At 42.0% G+C, this 24000-nt stretch carries 20 protein-coding genes; 9 read left to right on the plus strand and 11 right to left on the minus strand.

The window, feature by feature from the left end; genetic code table 11:
• Positions 1-40 precede the first annotated feature (40 nt).
• The gene (glpK, locus tag MCT08_RS15290; protein ID WP_053310544.1) at positions 41-1558 is read left to right on the plus strand and encodes a glycerol kinase GlpK; all 1518 of its coding nucleotides are present in this window, start codon (positions 41-43) and stop codon (positions 1556-1558) included.
• Between the two features lie 125 nt (positions 1559-1683).
• Here the strand turns inward: glpK and MCT08_RS15295 are convergent, their stop codons facing one another.
• Positions 1684-1935: a YgjV family protein gene (locus MCT08_RS15295; protein WP_053310545.1), complete on the minus strand. Its 252-nt coding sequence runs from the start codon at positions 1933-1935 to the stop codon at positions 1684-1686.
• 313 nt (positions 1936-2248) lie between these two features.
• A complete protein-coding gene (locus MCT08_RS15300) occupies positions 2249-2566 on the minus strand; it encodes a DUF496 family protein (RefSeq protein WP_053310546.1) in 318 nt (105 codons plus the stop codon).
• A 188-nt stretch (positions 2567-2754) separates the two neighbouring features.
• Between MCT08_RS15300 and MCT08_RS15305 the strand changes: the two genes are divergently transcribed.
• The 6 genes from MCT08_RS15305 to luxQ all read left to right on the plus strand — a co-directional run bounded on the left by MCT08_RS15305 (position 2755) and on the right by luxQ (position 9101).
• A complete protein-coding gene (locus tag MCT08_RS15305; RefSeq protein ID WP_053310547.1) occupies positions 2755-2952 on the plus strand; it encodes a hypothetical protein in 198 nt (65 codons plus the stop codon).
• 45 nt (positions 2953-2997) lie between these two features.
• The gene (locus tag MCT08_RS15310; protein WP_168524526.1) at positions 2998-3651 is read left to right on the plus strand and encodes a YceH family protein; all 654 of its coding nucleotides are present in this window, start codon (positions 2998-3000) and stop codon (positions 3649-3651) included.
• 3 nt (positions 3652-3654) lie between these two features.
• Entirely contained in the window at positions 3655-3960 is a 306-nt protein-coding gene (locus MCT08_RS15315) for a GIY-YIG nuclease family protein (RefSeq protein WP_168524527.1), read from the plus strand.
• 93 nt (positions 3961-4053) lie between these two features.
• Entirely contained in the window at positions 4054-5205 is a 1152-nt protein-coding gene (locus MCT08_RS15320) for a conjugal transfer protein TraF (RefSeq protein WP_261916327.1), read from the plus strand.
• A gap of 216 nt (positions 5206-5421) precedes the next feature.
• A complete protein-coding gene (locus MCT08_RS15325) occupies positions 5422-6522 on the plus strand; it encodes an autoinducer 2-binding periplasmic protein LuxP (protein WP_274678792.1) in 1101 nt (366 codons plus the stop codon).
• Positions 6523-6536: 14 nt separating this feature from the next.
• Positions 6537-9101 carry a quorum-sensing autoinducer 2 sensor kinase/phosphatase LuxQ gene (gene luxQ / locus MCT08_RS15330; protein ID WP_274678793.1) on the plus strand — a complete coding sequence of 855 codons (2565 nt, stop codon included), beginning with the start codon at positions 6537-6539 and terminating at the stop codon, positions 9099-9101.
• Here luxQ and MCT08_RS15335 read toward each other — a convergent pair.
• From MCT08_RS15335 to yccS, 5 genes are all read right to left on the minus strand, one after another.
• A complete protein-coding gene (locus MCT08_RS15335; RefSeq protein ID WP_261916225.1) occupies positions 9078-9758 on the minus strand; it encodes a PilZ domain-containing protein in 681 nt (226 codons plus the stop codon). The two genes, luxQ and MCT08_RS15335, sit on opposite strands and share 24 nt — an antisense overlap.
• A 142-nt stretch (positions 9759-9900) precedes the next feature.
• Positions 9901-11436: a glycerol-3-phosphate dehydrogenase gene (glpD, locus tag MCT08_RS15340; protein ID WP_425609365.1), complete on the minus strand. Its 1536-nt coding sequence runs from the start codon at positions 11434-11436 to the stop codon at positions 9901-9903.
• Positions 11437-11638: 202 nt separating this feature from the next.
• A complete protein-coding gene (locus MCT08_RS15345) occupies positions 11639-12898 on the minus strand; it encodes a hydroxymethylglutaryl-CoA reductase (protein WP_274672979.1) in 1260 nt (419 codons plus the stop codon).
• A gap of 119 nt (positions 12899-13017) precedes the next feature.
• A complete protein-coding gene (locus MCT08_RS15350) occupies positions 13018-13305 on the minus strand; it encodes a hypothetical protein (RefSeq protein WP_053310557.1) in 288 nt (95 codons plus the stop codon).
• 428 nt (positions 13306-13733) lie between these two features.
• Positions 13734-15887 (minus strand): YccS family putative transporter, encoded by a 2154-nt coding sequence (gene yccS, locus MCT08_RS15355; RefSeq protein ID WP_274678795.1) that lies wholly within the window; start codon positions 15885-15887, stop codon positions 13734-13736.
• A 182-nt stretch (positions 15888-16069) separates the two neighbouring features.
• On the opposite strand from yccS, the gene helD reads away from it, so the two are divergent.
• A complete protein-coding gene (gene helD, locus MCT08_RS15360) occupies positions 16070-18133 on the plus strand; it encodes a DNA helicase IV (RefSeq protein ID WP_274678796.1) in 2064 nt (687 codons plus the stop codon).
• A gap of 65 nt (positions 18134-18198) precedes the next feature.
• On the opposite strand, the gene MCT08_RS15365 is transcribed toward helD, so the two are convergent.
• Positions 18199-18654: a methylglyoxal synthase gene (locus tag MCT08_RS15365; protein WP_053310561.1), complete on the minus strand. Its 456-nt coding sequence runs from the start codon at positions 18652-18654 to the stop codon at positions 18199-18201.
• A gap of 53 nt (positions 18655-18707) precedes the next feature.
• Positions 18708-19709, minus strand: a complete 1002-nt coding sequence (torT, locus tag MCT08_RS15370; RefSeq protein ID WP_274678797.1) for a TMAO reductase system periplasmic protein TorT — start codon at positions 19707-19709, stop codon at positions 18708-18710.
• A gap of 88 nt (positions 19710-19797) precedes the next feature.
• Between torT and torS the strand changes: the two genes are divergently transcribed.
• Positions 19798-22686, plus strand: coding sequence for a TMAO reductase system sensor histidine kinase/response regulator TorS (torS, locus tag MCT08_RS15375; RefSeq protein ID WP_274678798.1), 2889 nt, complete (start codon positions 19798-19800; stop codon positions 22684-22686).
• Positions 22687-22691: 5 nt separating this feature from the next.
• Here torS and MCT08_RS15380 read toward each other — a convergent pair whose 3' ends face one another.
• Together MCT08_RS15380 and MCT08_RS15385 are read right to left on the minus strand one after the other, a co-directional pair.
• Positions 22692-23261 (minus strand): cysteine hydrolase family protein, encoded by a 570-nt coding sequence (locus MCT08_RS15380; protein ID WP_274678799.1) that lies wholly within the window; start codon positions 23259-23261, stop codon positions 22692-22694.
• A 39-nt stretch (positions 23262-23300) separates the two neighbouring features.
• Complete coding sequence (locus MCT08_RS15385) at positions 23301-23951, minus strand: lysoplasmalogenase (protein WP_274678800.1); 651 nt, start codon at positions 23949-23951, stop codon at positions 23301-23303.
• Between the last annotated feature and the right edge of the window lie 49 nt (positions 23952-24000).

Here is a 24000-nt window from a genome sequence, read left to right on the forward strand (position 1 = left end):
TCGATATGACGATTAACGTGAAATAAATAAGGAAACGACCATGACTGAGCAGAAATACATTGTTGCCCTAGACCAAGGTACAACCAGCTCACGCGCTGTTGTGTTGGACCACGATGCCAACATTGTGAGTGTTTCTCAGCGTGAATTCACTCAGATCTACCCTCAAGCTGGGTGGGTTGAGCACGATCCTCTAGAAATTTATGCAACTCAAAGTTCTACGCTTGTTGAAGCTCTTGGTAAGGCTGGTATTCGCAGCGATGAAATCGCAGGTATTGGCATCACCAACCAACGTGAAACTACCGTAGTATGGAACAAAGAAACGGGTAAACCCGTTTATAACGCGATTGTTTGGCAATGCCGTCGCACGGCTTCGATCTGTGAAGAATTGAAAAAACGTGATGGTTTGGAAGCGTACATTCGTGACAATACAGGCCTTGTGTTAGACCCATATTTCTCAGGCACGAAAGTGAAGTGGATTTTGGATAACGTCGAAGGAGCAAGAGAAGACGCAGAAGCTGGCAAATTATTGTTCGGCACGATTGATACCTGGCTAGTATGGAAAATGACTCAAGGGCGTGTCCATGTCACAGACTACACCAACGCATCACGTACCATGCTTTTCAATATCAATAACTTGCATTGGGATGAGAAAATTTTAAAAGAGTTTAATATTCCACTCGCAATGATGCCTGAAGTGAAAAAATCTTCAGAAGTTTATGGTCAAACGAATATTGGTGGTATTGGCGGTACGCGTATTCCAATTGCAGGTATTGCTGGTGACCAACAAGCAGCGCTTTATGGCCAAATGTGTGTTGAAGCAGGTCAGGCGAAGAATACCTATGGAACGGGCTGTTTCTTATTGATGAACACTGGTAAAGAGAAGGTGACTTCTCATAATGGTTTGTTAACCACGTTAGCTTGTGGGCCATCCGGTGAGCCTGCATATGCGCTTGAAGGCGCGGTGTTCATGGGGGGGGCTTCGATTCAATGGCTACGTGATGAACTGAAGCTGATTTCTGATGCCCATGACTCTGAATACTTCGCAACCAAAGTTGACACTTCTAATGGTGTATACGTGGTACCAGCCTTTACTGGTCTTGGCGCACCATATTGGGATGCTTATGCCCGCGGTACGATTGTTGGTTTAACGCGTGGTGTTAACTCGAATCATATCATCCGAGCCACACTAGAGAGTGTTGCTTATCAAACTCGTGATGTACTTGATGCAATGCAAGCTGACTCGGGAATTAAACTGTCGGCTCTGCGTGTTGATGGTGGTGCTGTAGCTAATAACTTCTTGATGCAGTTCCAAGCGGATGTGCTTGATACAGAGGTTCATCGTCCTAAAGTGACCGAAGTTACAGCGTTGGGCGCTGCATATCTTGCCGGTTTGGCGGTTGGCTTCTGGGGAAGTCTCGATGAGTTAGCTAATAAAGCGGTGATTGATCAGACATTCATACCTCATCAAGATGAAGAGAAAAGAGCACGTCGTTATAGAGGTTGGAAGCGTGCAGTGAACTGTGCACAAGCCTGGGCAACTGAACACGACGAAGAATAACCCCCTAATTGCCTCTATGTGTCCCCCGCTAGAGGCTTTTTTAAATGGTACTAAAATAAAAATGCTCTGCCTGTTAAGGCAGAGCATTTTTCACACGTCGATTTTAAATGCGTTCTATTGCTTATTTACGCGGCATTTTTCGCTTCAGCTGTTTTTTTTTCCTGTTGCATTTTGACCAGGAAGTAGACATTAACACAAGCGATAAAGCTATTAGTTAAGACGACTGGCCATGCATCAATCATCAAGCCGTAAGCGGTAAACAGCGCACAACCCACGAAGTTAAGAATACGTAGCTTAACGATATCTTTCATAGTGAGAGATATGGCTACCATGATCGAAGCAGCATAACCTAAAATTTCAATCACGTTCATTTCCATAATTTGACCCTTTTTAATATGCCGAACAGTGTCAGTGTCGGTACCAATCTTCTCGTCGTGAGATAATTGAGGAAGCTCCCTGCCTCGAATGGTCATAATTGTTTAACTGTGTATAAATATAGCAATAGCTAATCTGTGATGAAAGGCTCAAAATCAGGTTCGGTGAAGGTTAGCGATTACGCAAACGTTTAATGCCTCTCACATAAAAATAATCACAGCTTTTGTTGATATAATTATTGATTGATTTTGTGAATTATTCAAAAAAGAAAAACCCGCATTAAAGCGGGTTTTAAAAGATAGAAAAGCGTTCGCTTTATTTCTTACCTTGTGTCATCTGTTTATCTTGATTAGTCAGTTCGCTAATACGACGACTGATGTCACGGCGTTCTTTTGAAATCTCTGCACTTTTAATGATGTGATCATCAACGCGATCTTCATAATCGGCTTTCATGTTAGTGACGATTTCCATGATTTCCTGATAAGTCATGTTAGGTTTGATGTAATCAAGCAGGTTCTCTAAAAGTTCTACTCTTTTACGGTTGTCGCGAACTTTTTTTTCGTTGTCTAGCAGTTCACGCTTTAGCTTGTTTTTACGGCGAGCTTGGCTAACGATTTCAAATACAATACTCATAAGTTCTCTTCCTAGCTTAAATGTAGACTGCCAATGATTAAATCATATTGGGCGGCCTCGTAACAGTCTTTAGATCAATCCTAGCGTTAACTTGACCAATAAATAGCCACACTAACGACTAGTGATTGTACTGATAAGGTTTTGCGCTATATGATGTGCGCTTCAGATGACAATGTAATTATATAAAGATGCAACTTTCAGAAATTGTAGTACCACAAATTGAGTACGCACCAGAAGAGTCACATCATAATGTCAAATTGCGCGAAGCTTATGTTAGTGAGCGTGAAAAACTAGAAATGACTGAATTAGAGCTAAGCCGCGCTAAAATAGTGATGATTGATGAAAATGGGAATGTGACCCGTATTTCACTGTTGCTAGAGCATTGAGCGTGGTGATAATAAGGGAATCCCCCTTAGAAGAAGGAAATGATAATGAATATTGAGCTTTCTCCCCTTGAAGCAAGGATCATTGGTTGTTTGATCGAAAAAGAAGTCACAACTCCGGATTATTACCCATTAACCCTCAATAGTTTAACTACTGCTTGTAACCAAAAAAGTAACCGTGAACCAGTATTATCTTTAAGCGATGCAGAGGTACAAGATGCCGTTGAAGGCTTGGTTGCTCGTCGTTTAGTTAGCGATGAAAGTGCATTCAATAGCCGGGTAAGTAAATTTCAGCACCGTTTTTGTAACACCGAATTTGGTGACCTAAAACTGACGGAGCAAGAACTTGGATTAGTCTGTTGTATGTTGTTGCGTGGAGCACAAACACCAGGGGAATTACGCACTCGTACTGCTCGTTTATGTCATTTTACGGATGTAAAAGAAGTCGAAGCGGTATTGGATAGCCTAGCTAGTCGTGAGTCTGGAGCTTTGGTCGTAAAATTACCTCGTGAAGCTGGTAAGCGTGAGTCACGCTACCAACATTTGTTTTCGGGTGAAGTTGACTTAGACGCTTTTTCACAAGCCAATAGCGTTGTATCGACTGACGCTGATACGTCTCGCATTGATGAATTAGAGCAAGAAGTTAATGCATTAAAAACTGAATTGGAAGATTTAAGAACGCTAGTTGAAAGTTTAATCTAAGCAATGCCTGAATCGTACGATATGAGTTCTAATTGGTGGGTGTATTTGATTAGGACTCGTCATCAGTCGTTGTACTGCGGTATTACGACTGATATTAAAAGACGTTTCGCCCAGCACCAAGCGGGTAAAGGTGCTAAGGCATTACGTGGCAAGGGGCCGTTGCAATTGGTGTGGTCACAGAGTTTAGGGGGCAGTAAAAGCCACGCTCTCAAAATTGAGCTAGCGATAAAAAAGCTCAACAAACGACAAAAAGAACAGTTGGTCATAACCCAAGAACCGTTTTATTTTCCGACAGATCTCCCTTCCTAAGTCAAAATGAGAGCTGCATCCTCTAATTTTGTGTCTGAATTGTAAAACTGTATTAACCTTGTTCATAGGACGACTAAAACAAGGTTGATAATGATGGATACATACAAAAAATGGTCTGTGGTAGCATTGCTTATATTGTCTTCGGCATCTGTACAATCGGCGAATACAGTAGCCGATGCGCGCGGTAATGGCATGGGGAATACTGGCGTCACAACCGCGGACTACTTAATTGCTCCGTTTTATAACCCAGCACTGGTTGCAGTCTACCGTGACCGCGATACTTTTGGTGTGCTTTTCCCTGCAATTGGTGCAACTGCAAGAGATCCTGACAAAAGCCTTGAGACAATTGACGACTTACAAGACAGCATCAAGACTTTCGAAAACACCAGTAACCCAAATCAGAGTAATGTTACACAACTGAACAGTTACCTAGATCAATTAGCTGATGATAAACCTTTGGCGGTTTCTGCTGGTGTTGGCATGGCGGTCGCTGTTCCACTCGATGTTTTGTCGCTGAATATTTTTGCACGTGGCTACGCTGAAGTTATTTCTCGGTCAGACATTGCTGCCAATGGTGGCGACAGTATCGCTGCTGTTGAAAACCGCTACCAAAACTCAACGGTTGACTTAATTGCGTTTGGTTATTCTGAATTTGGTGTGGCCATGGCTAAAATGTATATCTTGGCTGGTCAGCAATTGTCATTTGGTATTACCCCTAAAATTCAACAGCTTAGGACCTACAAGCAAACGGTTTCGGTCAAAGATTTTGACTTGTCAGATTATGATAAGAGTGAAACCAACGATAACGCTTTTAATCTCGATTTTGGTGCTATTTGGCTCATAGATAACTTTCGTATTGGTGTCGCCGTTAAGGACCTTTTTGCTCAGGAGTTGAAAACTATTGATGGCATCAGCGCCTATCAACTTGATACGCAGGTTACCTTCTCTGGTGGATACGTCACAGAATTATTTTCGGCTGCTATCGACATCGATGCGACTAAACAAGAGCGATTCAAAAATCTAAAAGATGACACACAATATCTACGTTTTGGGGTAGAAGGGAATGCTTGGGGTTGGGTGCAATTACGAGCCGGTTATGAAATGGATCTTGAAGATACATTAGATGATGCGTTTACTTTTGGTATTGGCATCAGTCCGGGGGATTTAGTGAGCTTTGATCTTGCAGGTAACTACGCGGGAGACAACCAATTTGGTGTTTCAGGTAATTTAGCTTTTACCTTTTAAATCGATCGGATAAATGGTGCTTGGTAATTGAGCAGTTATCAGTGCAAGCCAGTTTTTTTGAAGGCTTGCACTATCATTTGTATAACACATGTTTGATAATCAATACGATATGCTGCATTTTGTTTTGTGAAATATAAAACAGCAGCGTTTGTATATTTTATCAGGGTTAAGTCGATCATTATTTGTTTAAATTCTGAATCTGGTATAGAGAATTCCATGAAAAAAATTTTGCTCAATTTTTTAGTCTTAAGTTTTGCATTACTGATGACGGCTCAGGCTTCTGCTCAACTCTTAAATGGTTACTGGCAGTATCAAGAGTTTTTGGATCTGAATCCAGAGCAAAAAATTTTAACTAACAAGATGACTGAAACGGTCAGTCATGCTCCGATCCCACTTTCTAAAAAGCAAACCAAGCCAGTTAATATTTCGGTCGTGTACCCTGGACAGCAAGTTTCTGATTATTGGATCCGTAATATCAAAGCATTTGAAATGCGATTAGATGAATTAGGTATTAATTATCAAATTAATCAGGTATTTACTCGCCCTAATGTTGATATTCGCCAACAAAGCCTTTCTTTGATAGAAGCGATTAAAAATAAGTCCGATTATTTGATTTTCACCCTCGACACCACTCGCCACCGTAAGTTTATTGAGCAAATTCAAAGTGCTAAAAAAACTAAAATCATATTACAAAACATCACCACACCCTTGAAAAGCTGGGCTGATAGGCAACCTTTTATGTATGTGGGTTTTGATCATAAAACGGGTGCAATGCAGCTAGCGGATTACTATAAGAAAACAATACCGGCTCAAGGTTCTTATGCTGTGCTTTATTTTTCTGAAGGGTATGTAAGTGATGCTCGCGGTGATACGTTTATTCAAGAAATGACCCACGATGATAACTATCAGTTAGTCTCTTCCTTTTATACCAAGGCAACTCGCGAGAGTGCGTTTGATGCCACCATAGCTCTTCTTGAAAAAACACCACACATAGACTTTATATACGCTTGTGCTACTGATGTAGCATTAGGAGCTATGGATGCTTTGAAACTTCACCATAGAGAAGATATTAAATTAAACGGTTGGGGTGGGGGATCGGCTGAACTAGAAGCGATACAAAATGGAACGCTTGATGTCACTGTGATGCGTATCAATGATGATACAGGTATTGCGATGGCTGAAGCCATCAAGTGGGATCTAGAAGGTAAGCCCGTTCCGACAGTGTATTCGGGAGGTTTTGAAGTGGTCACCCAAGATGTTCCGCCTCAGCACATTGAAATGCTCAAACAACGTGCATTTCGTTACTCAGACCGTTAACGGTTGATCTGACGATGAGTTTAAGATCTAGCAGCGTTAAAAAAAAGCAGAAAATAGCCACTCTGATTACCAAGTCGGTTATCGCTGTGATCGGTATATTGACGTTGAGTGTGTTATTTCAAAGCTATCAGATCAGTAGCAATATCATTGCTCAAGAAGTGCAGCGAACAGCGGTACAAACTTCTCGTTTGATTCAAAATCTGTTTAATTTTCGACTTTCATTGTTACAAATTAATCAAGATAGCAGTGCAAAGAATGCTAATTTAGTGAAAGCCATCCGCCAAGACAGTAATCAATTATTGGATCTCTACTTTCTGGGAGTAGATCAGCTTGAACCTATCAATACTCCAGATATTCGCTTTATTTCGAATGTTGATGAGTTGATATGGGAAGATGGTAACGCTCAATTTTATGGTATAGCACGACTAGATTTAGCGAAAATGGCCCGTAAGATTGCGCTCAGTAGCAACTGGCATATGATTAAGTCTGGGTCGATTTATTTGATGGCTAGGCGTTCACCAATTATTGATTTGGTGTCTGGTGAAGTGGTTGGTTTACTGCATATTGCTACTGTATTGAATAATAATTTCATATTAGCTGAAACATTACGAGATGGCAGTAACTCAGAAAACTTACTCATTACGGCTGGTGAAAATATCTTAGCTTCAACGCTCAACGGCAATGAAATCTACTCTGAAAATGATGTGTTAGCTGATAGCATCAACCAAGATGATTTTGAAGAGCTTATCGTTAGTCGCACTAATTTGACGATTGAAGGTGTGCCTATTTATATTGATGTGCTCAGTGTTCAAAGTAATGAGAATGTACTCAAATTACGCGATAATTTCTATTTTTGGATGGTTTTCGCCTTAATTGCAATGGCGTGTATATCGGTGTTAACTCGCTGGTGGCTACACCGACGAGTTAAGAACGAAATCAGTAGTTTGATGATTTACACCCATAAGGCGGCAGAAATCGGTAGTTATGAGCTATTTTCAGGTTCTAAAATTTATGAATTTGATCATTTTGGACGAACGCTAGAGCACACTTTTAAGCTCCTGTCTGAGCAAGAAAAACAGTTTGAAGATCTGTTCAATTTCTCACTTTCCCCCATTATTGTATGGGACATCGACGGTCAACCGATCAAAATGAATCCGTCTGCGCAAAAGCATTTTATGCACCTGAATGAGAATCAGGAGTGTCTATTTGACGCTTTACAATTGGAACTACAACCTAAAATACGCCAAGCGGCGAAAGAAGAAACTTTCCGTGAAGTGAATGTAGAGGTGGGGAATAAAGTTTTCCGCTGGAATTTGTCGCCAATAGTGTTTGAACAAGAAATTGAATCGATCATTACCCAAGGACAGGACATTACGACCATTGCTGAAGCAGCCAAACAGAGTCGCCTTGCAAGGCAAGAGGCGGAAGAAACGGCCAGAATTCGTGCCGAATTCTTAGCAAAAATGAGTCATGAACTGCGAACGCCATTAAATGGTATTTTAGGGGTATCCCAATTACTCAAGCGAACCGTTCATAGCCAAGAGCAGCGTGAGCAAGTGGATGTGCTATGCAATAGTGGCGAGCATTTACTGGCGGTACTCAATGATATCCTCGATTTTTCTAAAATTGAACAAGGTCAATTTAGGATTCAAGAGGCTAATTTTAAATTGGTTGAAGTGATTTCTGCGGTTGAGAGTATCTACCGTCCACTTTGTGCAGCGAAAAAGATCGACTTCAAGATCGAAGGAAATATTGCATCAGATATGGTTATCCATAGTGACCAGGTGCGTTTAAACCAAATTCTTTTTAACTTGTTAAATAATGCAACCAAGTTCACCCATCAAGGTTCTATTTGCGTCGAATTTCTTCACAAGCAAGTCAACGATTTAGATTATCTGCACATTGCTTTGTCTGATACTGGCATTGGCATTAAAGAACAAGATCTTGAATCAATTTTTGAGCCCTTTATGCAAGCAGAATCGAATACAACTCGTGAATATGGAGGAAGTGGTTTAGGGCTTGCGATAGTGAAGAGTTTGGTTGAGATGTTAGGTGGTTGCATTAGCGTTGAAAGTCAATTTGGTGTGGGGACGCGGTTTTATATTGAGTTGCCACTTACCTTAGGTCATGCCTCCCATGATGCGTTTACTGCTGAAGGCGTACTGCCAAGCAACATGTTTGAAAGTACGATCAAAGTTTTACTTGTTGAAGATAACCATACCAACGCTTTTATTGCCCAAGCTTTTTGCAAGAAATATAAAATGGAAGTGATTTGGGTTGAAGATGGTCTACAAGCAATTGATTATTTGAAGGAGCATAGGGTAGACCTTATTCTCATGGATAACCAACTTCCATACTTAGGCGGTGTGGAGACTACACAATTGATTAAGTATGAATTGGGGTTAGATACGCCAGTTTATGCTTGTACTGCCGATGGCATGCCGTCAACCAGTGAAGCGTTTCTTAAGGCTGGCGCTGAGTATGTGATCGTCAAACCGATCAAAGAAAAAGCACTGCATGCTGCATTTAGTCACTTTCAGCAACAACGGGTTAATTTAAATCGTAACCTGAGAAGTTAAGCCTGCCATAAAAGAGTGTTCGAGCACTTCTTGTTTTAGTTCAGGTGTCATCTCGATTGGTTGTGTAAACTTAACACCAACCAAATATCCATTCTCGTGAGAACGAATGCTAATAATTTGGCTGGTTAAATCACTAGGTAGTAGCGGTGTTAAAGCTGACTTCACATTAATTATCGTTTCTTTTTCTAAGTCGTTAGTTGTTGTGATAAACAGAGCACACCCCGAAATGGAAAAGTCGACCAATTTTGCCTTTATTTTTCGTTCATTGTCAGTAATCGTAGCAGGAAGCGACAATTTATAACGTTCATGCTCTCGAATTGCTTTGGTTACAAAGTGGTTGGGGAAGCGAATGAAAAATAACCCAATAGGTTTGGACATCGAGCGAATGATTGTCGATTTAAACGCAAGAATATGGCCAAACTCAGTGTCACAGATACCACGAAGGGTGACTTGGACATTGACTATTTTACGCATTACTAAATCTTCTTGCACTTTGGTTGGCATATCGAGTAACGCATAGCGATCTCGCTTATATCCAACAACCGAGGTTGAAAAGCTATAAGAATCTTCAGGTCCGAATTCTATATTAGCCATCATTTTCATACCGGGTTTGAGAAGCCGGAGTAACTCAATTAGGTTTGTATTTGGTATCGGCATTGACGTCACGCTGCTACATTGACATATGTTAACTATAACTCGTGATGTATGTCTGAACTACTAAGATCAAGGAAAAAGCTCTTAGAATGTGAGGTTTCTAAGAGCTTACGTCAAATCATCTGCTACCTATCCACATTAACTTTCAGGCACTGATGCGTTTATCATTATCTTGCTGCAAATAAACAAGATATTCTTCGAGCTGTTGAAGTTGTGGTTTGGTTAACGTTAATCCTAACTTACTGCGACGCCAGATGATATCTTCGGCGGTAGCCGCAAATTCGTAGTGGACCAAATAATCGACCTCTTGTTGATAGAGACCTTCACCGAAATCTATGCCAAGTTCTGTTGCACTATTAACGCCATCAAGCATCACTTTAACATGGCTACCATAATTGGTGACCCAGCGTTTGATTGTGCTGCTTTCTAGTTGTGGAAACTGTTGTTCAAGATGTTGTCTCAGTTGTACTGGATAAAAATCTTCCCCGCCGGGGAGTGCTTTATCAGCGGTCCAACTGCCGGACATTTGATTGAAAAATGGTTTTAAATGGCCCATTGCCGATTCGGCTAGCTTACGATAAGTGGTTAGTTTACCACCAAAAATGGACAGAAGAGGCGCGTTATCAGCAGATTGGTCAAGAGACAAAGTATAGTCACGAGTGATCGCTTGTGGTGAGTCAGATTCATCATCACAAAGTGGTCGAACGCCACTAAAGTCAGCAACTATATCTTCTAACCCAATTTGGTGCACAAAGTGCTTATTGACGACTTCCAGTAAGTAGCGCTTTTCTTCGCCACTGATAGCCACCTGACGGGGGTCGCCTTGGTATTCTACATCTGTTGTACCAATCATTGAGTATTGATCAAGGTATGGAACGACAAAGACGATCCGCTTGTCTTCATTTTGCAAAATGTAAGCTTGTTCTTCATCGTGTATTTTCGGCACGATGATATGTGAACCTTTGATCAATCGAATGCCATAAGGTGATTTAATATCAATTTTATCATCAATAAACTGCTTTACCCATGGCCCAGTCGCATTGACTAAAGCATGACTTTGACGAATAAAATGGGTCTGCGTTCTTTCATCAAACAAGCTGACCTGCCACAAGTCACCGACACGTTTGGCTGATTCAACTCGGCAATAATTTCTTACCTCGGAACCGAGTTCACGAGCTTGCATCGCATTTAGCACAACTAAACGTGCATCATCTACCCAGCAGTCTGAGTACTCAAAACCCACTTTCATGTCAGGTTTTGTCACACTGCCAGCTTCCAAGGTGATTTTTTTACTCGCAGGAAGTGATGTTCGTTTGCCCAAATGATCATAGAGAAACAAGCCAGCGCGAATCATCCATGCTGGCCTTAAAAAAGGACGGTGTGGCAGACGAAAACGCATTGGCCTGGCAATATGCGGTGCTTTACGAAGTAGAACCTCTCGTTCTGCTAAGGCTTCTCCTACAAGGCGAAATTCATAGTGCTCAAGGTATCTCAAGCCACCATGAATGAGTTTTGAACTGGCTGACGATGTTGCGCTTGCAAAGTCTTGTGCTTCATATAAGCCAACTTTCAGTCCACGACCGGCAGCATCAGTCGCAATACCAGCACCGTTGATACCACCACCCACAACAATAAGATCAAGCACATCATGTTCATTATCATTAGGGTTTGAAACAGAAATATTGTTCATTGAGCATGCCTTTATTTTCGTTTTTATTCTTTAATGTTCGTATGAAAACATAAAGTGAGTGTTTTGGTTAGTTTTTTGTGTTTTTATTTTGATCTTGATCATTGTTTGAATTGAATCCGAAATACAAAAAAGGCCCTGCGTAATGGCAGGGCCTGATAAAAATAAAAACTGAAAGCGTGAGAGCGCTAGTTTGTTAGCGAGCGAGTTTGTGGTGCGCGCGTGAGAAATGCCCGGCGCAAAACGCGCCTACAATAGAAAGTTCACCAGCTAAGCAAAGTGCTGCTGCAACTTCTGCTAGCGCTTGTGATTGCCCTGTGCCATGCAGACCGAGAATGTCTAAACACGCTTTTTGGCTTGGTAGGCCAGTTCCGCCCCCAACGGTTCCTATCATCAAATTTGGCAGCGTTACGCTAGCGTATAAATCGCCATTTTTATCGACTTCCATACGAGTCATGCCCACCGCTGATTCAGCAACACACGCTGCATCTTGCCCACATGCAATATAAAGAGCGGCAAGGGCGTTGGCATAATGAGCGTTAATACCAATGGTTCCGCTGAGTGCACCACCAACGGTTGTCATTTGACCAAACTGCATCATGGCTTGTGGGGTAGTATGTAGGTACTTGTTGATTAACGATGCTGATAGGTGAATTTCAGCCGTTACTTTTTTACCTCGTACACTGCGCAAAGTTTGGCTATTTGCTTTTTTGTCACCCGATAAATTGCCATCAAGAAACGCATATTCTGGCGCGATAGGTGTTGTGGCTAAAATGGTTTGAAATACGGCATTGGTAGCAATGGTTACCATATTCTGGCCAGATGCATCGCCCGTTAAAAATTCAAACACAAGGTAGACATGATTGCCCTCAATATTGACGTTGATATCAGTGAGTTTGCCGTGTGAAGTGGTCGATTCTGCTATTTGCTTAAAATAATCATATTGTGTCACTAGCCATGCGACAAATTGACCAGCTTCAACCAGATTATAGAAAGCGAAACCGGGAGTTCGAGTTACTCCTTCATTGAGTAACATAGCACTAGCGCCACCAGCTGCGGTGATGAGGTTGGCTCCACGGTTGTAGGAAGCAACCAAAGCGGCTTCTGTTGTGGCGAGTGGGACTAAATAATCATCTGTGGCAAACAAGCCATTTACTCGTAATGGGCCTGCAATACCCACCGGAACTTTGACTGTACCAATAAAATGTTCGATATTTTTGCTATAGCACAGCATATCTTGTGCTGTTGAAGGGTCAAATAACGCTGATTTGTTCGTTCGCTCATCAAGTACTTGCCAACGGCGATGTACATTTTTCTCGGTAAGATAAGGACTTGGGGGTAATTTCAGTGTCGGACGGGCTATATTTGGCTGAAGTTTTTGCTCTAATTGTTGAGCAGAGACGTCATTACCCAAAACAGATACATAGTCTCGTCGATGCAGATTTAACTTAGGCATTGCGAATCGTCATAAAGAATTTTCAGGCATTGTACTAATCAAGCGCGTAAACACAACGCTTGCTCAATTTCTCTTACAGTTTATTGCTCGGCATGTTAATTTTTTGAGAGAGGTGAAAGCTATACTTGGATATCTAGCAGAGAACCAATCATATCTTGATCTCGCTGAATGACATTAGTACCAATGCGGCTGTATTGGGTTGCTTGATTTAATTTGACTAAGCTATCTACTTGCGGAGGTTTTTCTGGTGGTCTTGTATATTCGATTTTGTTAAAAGAAAGGGCTTGATCGGCTTTACCAACGGGAGAGATCTCTTTCTCTATATTAATTTCACGCGCCGCTTCATCAGCCATTTTTCCTGACTGATTGAGTATTTGATAACCCGAATGAACTGCTGATATTGCCATAGACTCACCCTCGTTGCTCTTACAAGCATAAGTCTGGTTTGCTATTTTAGCAAGCTGTGCTATTGGTTGCGAAATAAGCTCGAAATGACACTTATCTCTTCATCAGTTAGTAAGATGTCACAACTCTTCTCAAGTGAATTTTGGATTTCATTTTGTAATGATCTCAGTTGCTGAGGGGTCAAGTGATGCAACTGTGATTTTAAAGATTCAAACTGTACATGTGTCATAGGGGCTTTTCCCAGAAAAAAATGATTGTCCTTATGATTGCTATAAGCTTGATTTCCTTTCATTGCTCTGTGTCTGTAAGAAATTTCTCAATCTAGGTTATTGGCGGATAAGTGTTTTTTTGTCCGAACAATGTCAGTTTACAACAAGGAAAAAGTAAGAGCGCACTTAACTAGAGGCGCTCTTATTTTTGTGACAGAGTGTTAGTTGACTCTTACGGCGAATTTACTGGCTAGCGAGTGAAGCTCCGGAAGCATACGGTAAATAAGGTGCAATTGTTGGAGTACCATTCTGGCTGAATTTTCGTCTTCTTCGCGCCATTCAGATAATCTTTTTTCTAATCCTGAATCTTCAATGTCACTGGTATCACATGCATCACAATGCTCGTACAGTTGCTTATGCAATATGTCTAGATGACGATGAATAACGCGGTGCGTTTCTAAAACCAATTGATGGGTTGTTTCATCTTCAATGCGCGTTCGGTGAGCACCGAGTGCTGAAATGTAGCTCAACAGTGCATGGTTTAAGGTAAGAAAACGGAAACTTTCATCGACAGCGGCCCTATATTTTCCTGGTTCTACCAGCATATTACTAATAGCTGCTGTTAAGTTTGCATCTTGGTTATGAGCATTTCGGCGGGAAATTCGGTAGCTCAAGCTATCTTTTTTACCGATGCGGTACTGCCCAATGATTTGCCCTAAATACGTTTTGTTGGCATCTATCGCTTCAGCCATCACTTTGTGTAACCGTTTGGATTGCCAGTCTGGCAAAATCATGACGACTGCGGCAACGGCTAATGCACAGCCGATCAACGTATCAGCTAGCCTTGGCAGTACTACCGCGTACCCTTCACCCAATTGATTAAAACAAAATAAAACCAATAGGGTAATAAAACCAGTAGCGTATCCGTAATTATTAAGTCGGAAAGCAAAGAACATCACGCCAGATAAAACGATAAAGACCAATTGGCTTTCTTGTGAGGGAAAGAAGGTGAGCAGTAACACACCGATAAACAGGCCAGCCAGCGTCCCGATAATACGAGCAGCGAGTTTTTGACGTGTTGCCGAATAGTTTGGTTGGCAGACAAATAGAGTGGTCAGTAAGATCCAATAGCCTCGCTCAATATCAAAACCTTGGATAATGGCATAGCCAATAGTCAGTGCGATAGACATACGCAAGGCATGGCGAAATAACATCGAATCTTTATTGAAGTTAGCTTTTACCCGCAACCACATCGCTTTCAATGTATGCGCTTCGGTATCATCCAGCACGCCCTCTTCTGGCTTGTTTATATCTGGATTACTGACGTTGCTCAGCTGTTTTTCTACTGTTGCTAAGTTATTGAACAGGTAACCTAACTGAGCAAGCAGCATGCGCCAGTCTGAGCGTTTTTGTTCTTGCAGGTGATTGAGTGAACTTTGTAATTCGTCTAACGCGATAACGGACTCTGAACTGTGCTGATAGCTGCGACCCAGTTGGATCGATTGGGCAATGTCGCGACATGCGGTCGCTTGTGTTTCCAATAAATATTTAAACCGAAACAGAACGTCTGTTCGCCCGAAATGCTCAGCTAATTCTTGATAGCGGTAGTGGGTCGAACTGACACGTTCATGGATGTCTTGTGCTAAGAAGTAGATATTTAGAAAACGGTCACTAGCACCATCGATGTGTCCACGTTTTGAACGACTTAGTAGCGTTGCTTTACATTGGTTTAAAGCGGTGACAGTCGCAGCATTTAGATTCGCTTCGGCAATACGATGTGGCTGTGGAACTAAGTCTGATACTGGATGAAATAGATGACTTTTCGACTCAAGGTAGTTCGCTAGTTGCAAAAATACGTTGGCTAAGCTTTGTTGTACCGGTTGCATTGGCCAAATGATGTGCCAAATCATCGACATAAAATAGTACCAAGCCGCTCCAGTTAATAACAGTACGGGTTGGAACCAGAGGTTAACGCTTTGATGCGCGCCCAGCATGGTGTAAATGGCAATGAGTAGCGAACCAAATGCAATACTGGCATAACGAGGACCAATAGCTCCGAGAATGATAAAGCCAAAGGTTGAGATAAAAAGCCCAGTAGCGAACAAAATTGGTGTATGAAACAAAAATTCGATCGAAAACGCCGCAATCGCAAAACAGATAAAAGTCAGTGTGAGTGACTTTATCCTACCAGTGAAACTGTCGTCACTTTCCGCCAATGCCGCTGCAATAACACCCAGGATAAGCGGTGTTATCCAAGTATTTAAGTCGAAATGCCAAGCTGGTATCACCACTCCTAATAGGGTGAGGAGTATAAGAATGCTGTAATTGACTGTTTTGTTCGCCCAATGTAGACGCAATTTGCTTGAGAGCTGCACGGTTATTCAACATATAAAAAATAAAAAACTAGTGTAGCAGAAGCTTAAACTAAGACCCTGATCAAAATAAAGAAAAGTGATTACTTGCTGAGAAAAGAAGCATTGCAGTATTGACATTAATTTTTCAATGACCACAGTGATTGGTATATCATACTTACACCGTCATTAAAGAGCATAAAACAATGCAGCTAAGCGCAAATAAGACTGCACAATACCTAATTCAAAATGAATACCACCAAGTTGAACTAGAGCATGAACTTTTGATCATTGCTTCCACAGTTAGTGAAGAGCGTATTCCATTTAATGTTTGGAACGGTAAGGTTCGAATTAAACGTGGCTTAGTGTGGGGAACATTACAGTTTTTTGCTCATGAAGAAGAAGATATTCAGCAGTCTTGGTTAGTACAAGGGTTACCCTGGCCGCAATGTCGTCAGTTTGCTCATACTGCTGTGGCCGCTTATCAAGAGTGGCATCATCATCAGTGTTTACAGTTGAGCCAGTATTTGCCTCGCTGGGAGCTCGAACTTGAACGCCTTAAGCGTTTACCTTCATTTTTGCCTCACTCTTTATTAAATGCATGGATTGCTCAAGTTGAAGATGATTTCCAGACGATGGGGATGAATCTCACAGAAGCTCACCAGCGCTTACCCGATGCAATTGAAAAGTTATTGCCGTGGTTAACGGAACCGTCAACGTGTATCGCCGAGCGTAACCAAAGTTGGTTAGAAACAGAGCGCAAAAATTGGGAAGTGTTATTTTCTCAAGTAGAGCGTTCACCGCTCAATCTTTCCCAACAATATGCAGTGCTGCTTAATGATGATCACAACCTTATTTTAGCAGGCGCAGGTTCAGGTAAAACCAGTGTATTGACGGCACGTGTTGCGTATTTGCTGCAAAGTCACCTTGCTCAAGCTGAAGAGCTACTTTTAGTGGCATTTGGTCGTGATGCTGCAAAGGAAATGGAGCAGCGGATTGATGCTCGTATTGGTATGGCGGCTGAACAGGTGCGTGTTAACACCTTCCATCAACTGGGTTTGAAAATTCTAAATGACGTTGAAGATGGTGATGTTGTTATTTCACCGATTGCTTTAGATAGTAACTTAAAACAAGCGTGGTGCGTCGACTGGTTGAAAAAACATTGGATGACGCCAACCAATTTCAAGCGTTGGCAAAAGCATTTATCGAATTGGCCGATTGCTTATTTGGCCGGTGATGATGAGCTAGGCAGTCATGTTGAAAATCCAAAGCTGATTGCGTGGCTTGAAAAGCAACTTGATCAACTTGCGATGCTTGGCCTTGGGAAAAAAGAGCTACAACAACGTTTGATTGATCACCATGACTATACGCGCCTTAACAGCGAGCTTTCATTGTGCTGGCCTTGCTACCAAGCATGGCAACAAATGTTGAAAGAACAGAAGCAGATTGATTTCAATATTATGATCAGCCGTGCGACTGAATATGTTGTAAAAGGCAAATTTAAGTCGGCGTGGAAATTTATCATGATTGATGAATATCAAGATGTTTCGCCGCAACGTATGGCGTTGATCCAAGCTTTGTGTGACCAAAACCCTCAAACATGCAATTTGTTCGCAGTTGGCGATGATTGGCAATCCATCTATCAATTTGCAGGATCTGATGTCGACTTAACCATGGGCTTTACCGAACGGTTCCCACACTCGACTGTTCATAATCTCGATACGACGTATCGCTTTAATGATCAGTTGGGAGCGGTGGCGAATCAATTTATCCAAGTGAATCCGAACCAAATTCGCAAAACGCTCAATAGTTTTAAGCAGCAAAAACAAAAGTCGGTATTTATTGCGCCAAGCAGTAATCTTGAGAAAATCTTGGATCAATTAAATCGTCAGGCCAGCCAGACGAAATCGGTGTTGCTGTTAGGACGTAACCACTACCACAAACCTGAATTGCTCAAGGATTGGCAAAACCATTATCGCTCGCTTGATATTGAGTTTATGACTTGTCATGCAAGTAAAGGGAAAGAAGCTGACTTTGTTATTATTGTCGGGGTCGATGAAGGCCAGTTCCCAGCTCGCGTCAAAGCGCTGCACATTGATGGTGCTTTAGCTCAGTCATCGGATGATTTCCCATATGCAGAGGAACGACGTTTATTTTATGTGGCGTTAACGCGTGCTAAAGAGAAAGTATGGATTACACACAGCGGCAGTGGTTCGATGTTCGTGCGAGAATTGTTATCGGGTGACTATCCTGTTGTGAAGCAGAAATGATCTGCCCCCTATATTTAGGGGGCAGTGTTTATCATTCAACTCAACGTTGCTAACTTAATATTCAGTTACATACGCTCAGCGAGATAGGCCTGATAGTCAGGAATTTCAATATCGACTTCTTGTTCAATTAGCTGTGATGAAAAGAGAAATTTTGCGCTAGCGCGGTTGGTGGCGACAGGAATATTCCACACGCTAGCAATTCGTAATAGCGCTTTGACATCAGGGTCATGCGGAACGGCGTTGAGTGGATCCCAGAAAAAGATCAATATATCAATTTTACCTTCCGAGATAAGCGCACCGATCTGTTGATCGCCGCCCATAGGGCCGCTGATCATGCTTTTGATAGCCAAGCCCGTTTCTTTACTGAGCATACTGCCGGTTGTACCTGTAGCGTATAAAAAATGACGTTGCAATTTTTCTTTATTTTCTTTAACCCAGCGAAGTAATTCTGGCTTGCAGTTATCATGAGCAACGAGAGCGACATGTTTATGCGCAGGCATAGTACGAGTCGTGTTTTGCATTGAAGTGTTCCTAATATTTTAAATAAGCACTTTAAATAACGAAATCGCCGCTTTTATTCAATCTCTTTTACGCTAAAAGTTGGCCTGTATTCGGATGGGGATAACGAATCTGCAATTATCTGCTTATTAAGTGAATGTGGTGTTAGCGGCTCAATGATGGGGGCTGCGTTTTTTTGATAAGTTTCATTATTCAAAAAAGCAGCCGCTTGCTGAATCGATAAACGCCCTTGTTGAACCATTTTATCTGTAGGGGAAAATTGTACTCGCCCACGCAATAACCCACGATAAACGCCGTGACTCAAGTAGGTAGAAACTAAGCCAATATTCTCTGTTTTGCCGGTTGTTCTTAATTCGCTAATAGCTGCTTCAATAGCCACTGCACTGCCTACGATGTAATTGATGTCGGGAATATCAATCGCTTGTTGGACTAAGTTGCGTTGTAGCTCTTTATCGTTGTCTGCCCATAAGCTTTCGATTACCTCAATATCACTGTCTTTAATGGCACTATAAAATCCTTGCGTTACTGGCTTTGTGCCCCCGCTGACTTTAGGACCAAGCAGAAGTGCTATTTTGGTTGTTCCACTGCCCTTCGGGTGCTTATCGGCAAGGTATTTCCCTGCGTAGTAGCCCATCCAGTACCAATCGACACCGACTTGACCCTGCAGTAATTGAGATTGTGTTTTATCCAAAAAAAGGTGATTGACTACAGAAAAGACAGGCGTTGAACCTACATATTGGTTTAGTTCAGAAAAGTATAGATCGGGTGACACGGTACCTAAAATAATCGCATCGGCTCCCCAGCGGACACATAATGACAGTTGCTCTTTTTGGCGTTCATGGTTTGGATAACCGCCAGATTCTAAGACGCGTAAATTTAGTTTCTGCTTTTGAGCTTCATCAACCATGCCATAGTTGACTGACAACCAGTAAGAATCTTTAAGATGCGGGTACAAGGCGCATACTTTGTTTGGTGTATCGGCAATAGCAGAACCGGTAAATAGGGTAAGAAGCACGGCTGCTAGCGAACGTAAAAGGCATTTGGATATCAATCGCATTAGGGATTCATTGGCATAACAAGAATAAACACTGCAAAATATAGCCTATTCCGTCTTGCTTAAGAAGTTATGTTTAAGGTTGAGTGTCATGCGATTAGCTAAGGCCAGTATTGGTAGAAAATTAATGTTGTCCTTTTCAGCGATGGCATTACTGGTTTTGATGTCAGCGTTGATTGGCGTATTTGGTTTTTCTTTGGTCGCAAAGACAGAGCGTGATGTAGTAAATAGCGCCATTCCATCAATGTTAGAAGCTCGTCAAGTTTCAGAACTAAGCAGTCGAATTATCGCATCTGTACAGACATTGACCAATGCAAAAACGGAACAAGAACGCAAGCAATCAGGTAAGGAGTTATTCGACCAGTTAGACTCTTTACTCGGTCATATCAAACAATTAGGAGCGGATTCTTTTGATTCAGAACTCCTGACGCGTTTAGAAAACCATGTACAAAATGTTATTGATGCGCTGGCACAACTCGGCATCACCGTTGAGCGCAAATTGTATATTGCGGATGACTTAGATATTCGAGTTGAAGAGATGCGTCAGTTAACGCAGCAACTCGAAGAACTAACGCGCACACAAGTGTTGAACACGAGTACCATTGCGGTAGCCAATATCACGCATATTTATGACTTATTGCAGGCAAATAAAACACAACAAGTTTATCAAGCGCTTGATGCATTGGTTGAGGTTGATTTAGATCTTTCTGAACGGTTGCACGAGTTGCATCTACTTGCCTTTAAGATGTTGAATCATATCGAAGAAATACGTACCGCCACTAACGTGGAACGTATTGAGCAAATCCAGAGCGAGTTCTTACACAACCTTTCTATTATGCAAAGACGTGTTCAAGTAGTGGAAGATCCAACCCGCTCAAAACAAATGCTCGCACTGGTTAACGATCTACAAAAGCGCACTGTAGTCTTTGATGTTTTACAGCAGCGTTACCAGAATGAGCAAGCGGCTTTAACTCTGATGCAAAACACTTTGCGGCAGTTATCTGAATTAAATACTACCGTTAACCGCTTAGTGGATGACTCCAACCAAACGACCACCAATGCTGTTGAGGCACTGTCGAGTACCTTAAATTTGGCTCAATTAAGCTTAACTATTTTGACGTTGATCGGTTTTTTAGTGGCGGTCTTGATCATGTGGAAAGTCGTTTATCTTTCGGTGGTTAAGCGCTTAGCGCAATACTCTTCAGCGTTGCTTTCTATTGCTCAAGGTCAGTTACAAGTTGAGTTGACTGTGAAAGGGAGTGATGAGCTTGCGCAAATGGGTAAGGCTATTATCACCGCAAGAAACACAGCCAATGCGCTAAAAGAAGTTGCACAAGCAGAAGTGAAAGCCAAACGAGAGTTACAAGAGCACAAAGAACACTTGGAAGAGGTGGTGACTGAGCGCACCCAACAATTACAACAAGCGAATGTTAAGCTAAATGCAGAGGTGTTGAATCACACCAAGGCCCGTAACCAAGCAGAACAGGCCAACCGTGCGAAATCGGCTTTTCTTGCGACGATGAGTCATGAAATTCGCACGCCGATGAACGGCGTATTAGGGACAGCTCGTTTACTCCAAGATACTCCATTGACTAACCAGCAAAGTCATTATGTAGATGTTATCAACCGTAGTGGTAGCACATTACTGGCTATTTTGAACGATGTATTAGACTACTCAAAAATTGAGGCAGGGCACTTGGAAATTCGCCCTACTAATTTTAATTTGCACCGTATGGTCGAAGATATTTATCAACTGATGGAAGGGCGCGCGCAACAAAAAACACTTGAATTTACCAAGCAGATTGAAAGCGAGGTTACGTCTTTCTGGTTTGGTGACGTGACTCGTTTAAGTCAGGTTTTGACCAATTTAGTCGGTAATGCCATCAAATTCACCGACCAAGGTTATGTCGATATCTACGTTAGTATTGATGCTGATAACTCTGAAAAGGTGATATTCGAAGTGGCTGATTCAGGGATAGGGATTCGTGAAGATGAACAAGAAAACCTGTTCGAAGCGTTTACTCAAGCTACGGGGGGGGTTGGCCATAAAGGGGGAACAGGGTTGGGCCTAGCGATCAGCAAACGGATCGTAGAAGCGATGGGCGGCGAGCTACATATGGAATCCGAATCGGGTAAAGGCAGCCGATTTTGGTTTTCTGTACCACTAAAACATGGAGAAGCGATAACTGTTCAGCCAACTCAGTCAACCTTATCTGTGCACGCTAAAGTGTTATTAGTAGAAGATAATCCGGTAAACAGCATGGTTGCTGAAGGTTTCTTGGTACATATGGGGCACGAGGTGCTAACCGCCAAAGATGGCGCTGAAGCGCAAGTATTGTTTGCACAGCAACAGTTTGATATCGCATTACTTGATATCAATTTACCCGATTGCAATGGGGTTGAGCTTTTGGCGCAATTGAAATGTTTAGAAGTCAATCGAGCAGAGCACAAATCAACCCCGATGATCGCAGTATCTGCTCATGTTTTTAACGAAGAGGTCGAGCAATATTTGACAGCAGGTTTTGATGGCTATCTTCCTAAGCCGATTGTAAAAGAAGATCTTGAGCAGATAATCCAACGTAGTCTTGAAGGCAAACCGTTACCACTCACTCAAGATTCAAATCCATCAAACCATGTTGAAGCTAAATGCACTGTGATTGATAACCGTATTGTGCTGGCCGACATTGATGTTCTTGGCCATGAGAAGATGCAACAGATCGTGGAGTTGTTCGCCAGCAGCGCCAGTGAGGCGTTGCTAGAGTTACAGCATCACGCGGACAATGGCGAGCAAATTAAGTTGATCGTACACAAACTTAAGGGCTCTGCCGGTAGCTTGGGTTTAGATGCTTTGTTTGATGCGTGCCTTGAGATAGAAAAAAATAGTGCCCCAGAGAAAGTTTACCAAATGCAACGAGTAAAGTTAGAAAAGGCAGTGGCGTTGTCAGTGCAAGCGCTTAGGGCACTTTTCAATGTAGAGTGAATGGTTCAATGGCTGATTTGATCTACAGTGATGATCTGAGCAATGTGGGATAAAGCTTCAATCGACTTTTGATGCGTTTGTTCATTTTTTGCCGAGCAAGCATTCTCAATAACAGTAACGAGATAATCTCTATCATGCGCATCTCGAACTGTCGATTCTATGGCCCAAGTTGTGCTTACGCCACACAGATAAAGATGTTCAACCTTGTTGGCTCGTAATAATGTGTCGAGTGGTGTGGCATAAAAACCGCTGACGCGAGGTTTTTCAATCACAAAATCACACGGTTGAACATCGAGTGAGCTATGAAACTCAGTGCCCCAACTTCCTAATTGCAATGCTTTGTATCGATTGGCCGTTCCAAACATAGGGGAATTTTTAGGTTGTAAATGATAGTTTTCATCAAAACCTACTTTGATCAATATCGTTAGCCAGTCGTGTTCTCTGGCATGAGATAGAGCCAAATTGGCGTTATAAATTGCGTTTTGCTGCTGCGTATGAGCTGCCGAAGATGAAATTTTTCCATCGGGGTGAACAATATCGTTAATAAAATCGATAACAAGAAGTGCGTTATTCATGTTGAAACCTCACTTGAATTTGAAGCCGTTAAATAAATACTAGGCGGTTAAACTAGCGAGTACGGATAGCGTAATTAACCCTTGTGCGGTGTAATACGTTACCATGACTACATGTCGAGAGAAATGAGAAGCAGAGCGAAACCTATCAATGGCAAGTACTAAGTCAGACATCATAAACATTAATGCTCCAACCAAAGCCAATAGCCCCGCCGATGAGCGATAAGCCACCCAAAACTCGGCCGCTGATGCAGTCATAGCCACAATTACAACAATGTAGAGAGCGACTGGAATGATCATCGCACCTAAACTGGGTAGTAGCAGTAAAAATACCAATACACCAACCGCTAGGAGTCCTGCGGGTATCCACCAAGTGATGGACTCTATCGTTTGAAAAAAGCCGATGCTATAGGCAATGTGCGCAAACAAAAAACAGCTTAATCCAGCAACAAATTTATCTTTTGGGTGCATCAGAAAAGCGTCACCCATCGCTGAAAGCAGTAGTCCTACAAGCACCCATAAACCGAATGAATTATTCATAGCATGAAAGGATGCGTCACTGATACCAGCAAGATACAGTGACGCGGCCATTAGTAGTATTGGTAGCGGTTTGCTAATATAAAACAACCACTTAGGGCCTCGACTGATCGAAAATAAATGAATAGTACAAATAACGATGATGCTTGACCACATAGGTTTTCCATAGGTTTTCTACAAACAAAAAAGCAGCGCCTATCAGCGC

The sequence above is a fragment of the Vibrio aestuarianus genome, from assembly GCF_028858425.1.
Classification (GTDB): Bacteria; Pseudomonadota; Gammaproteobacteria; order Enterobacterales; family Vibrionaceae; genus Vibrio; species Vibrio aestuarianus.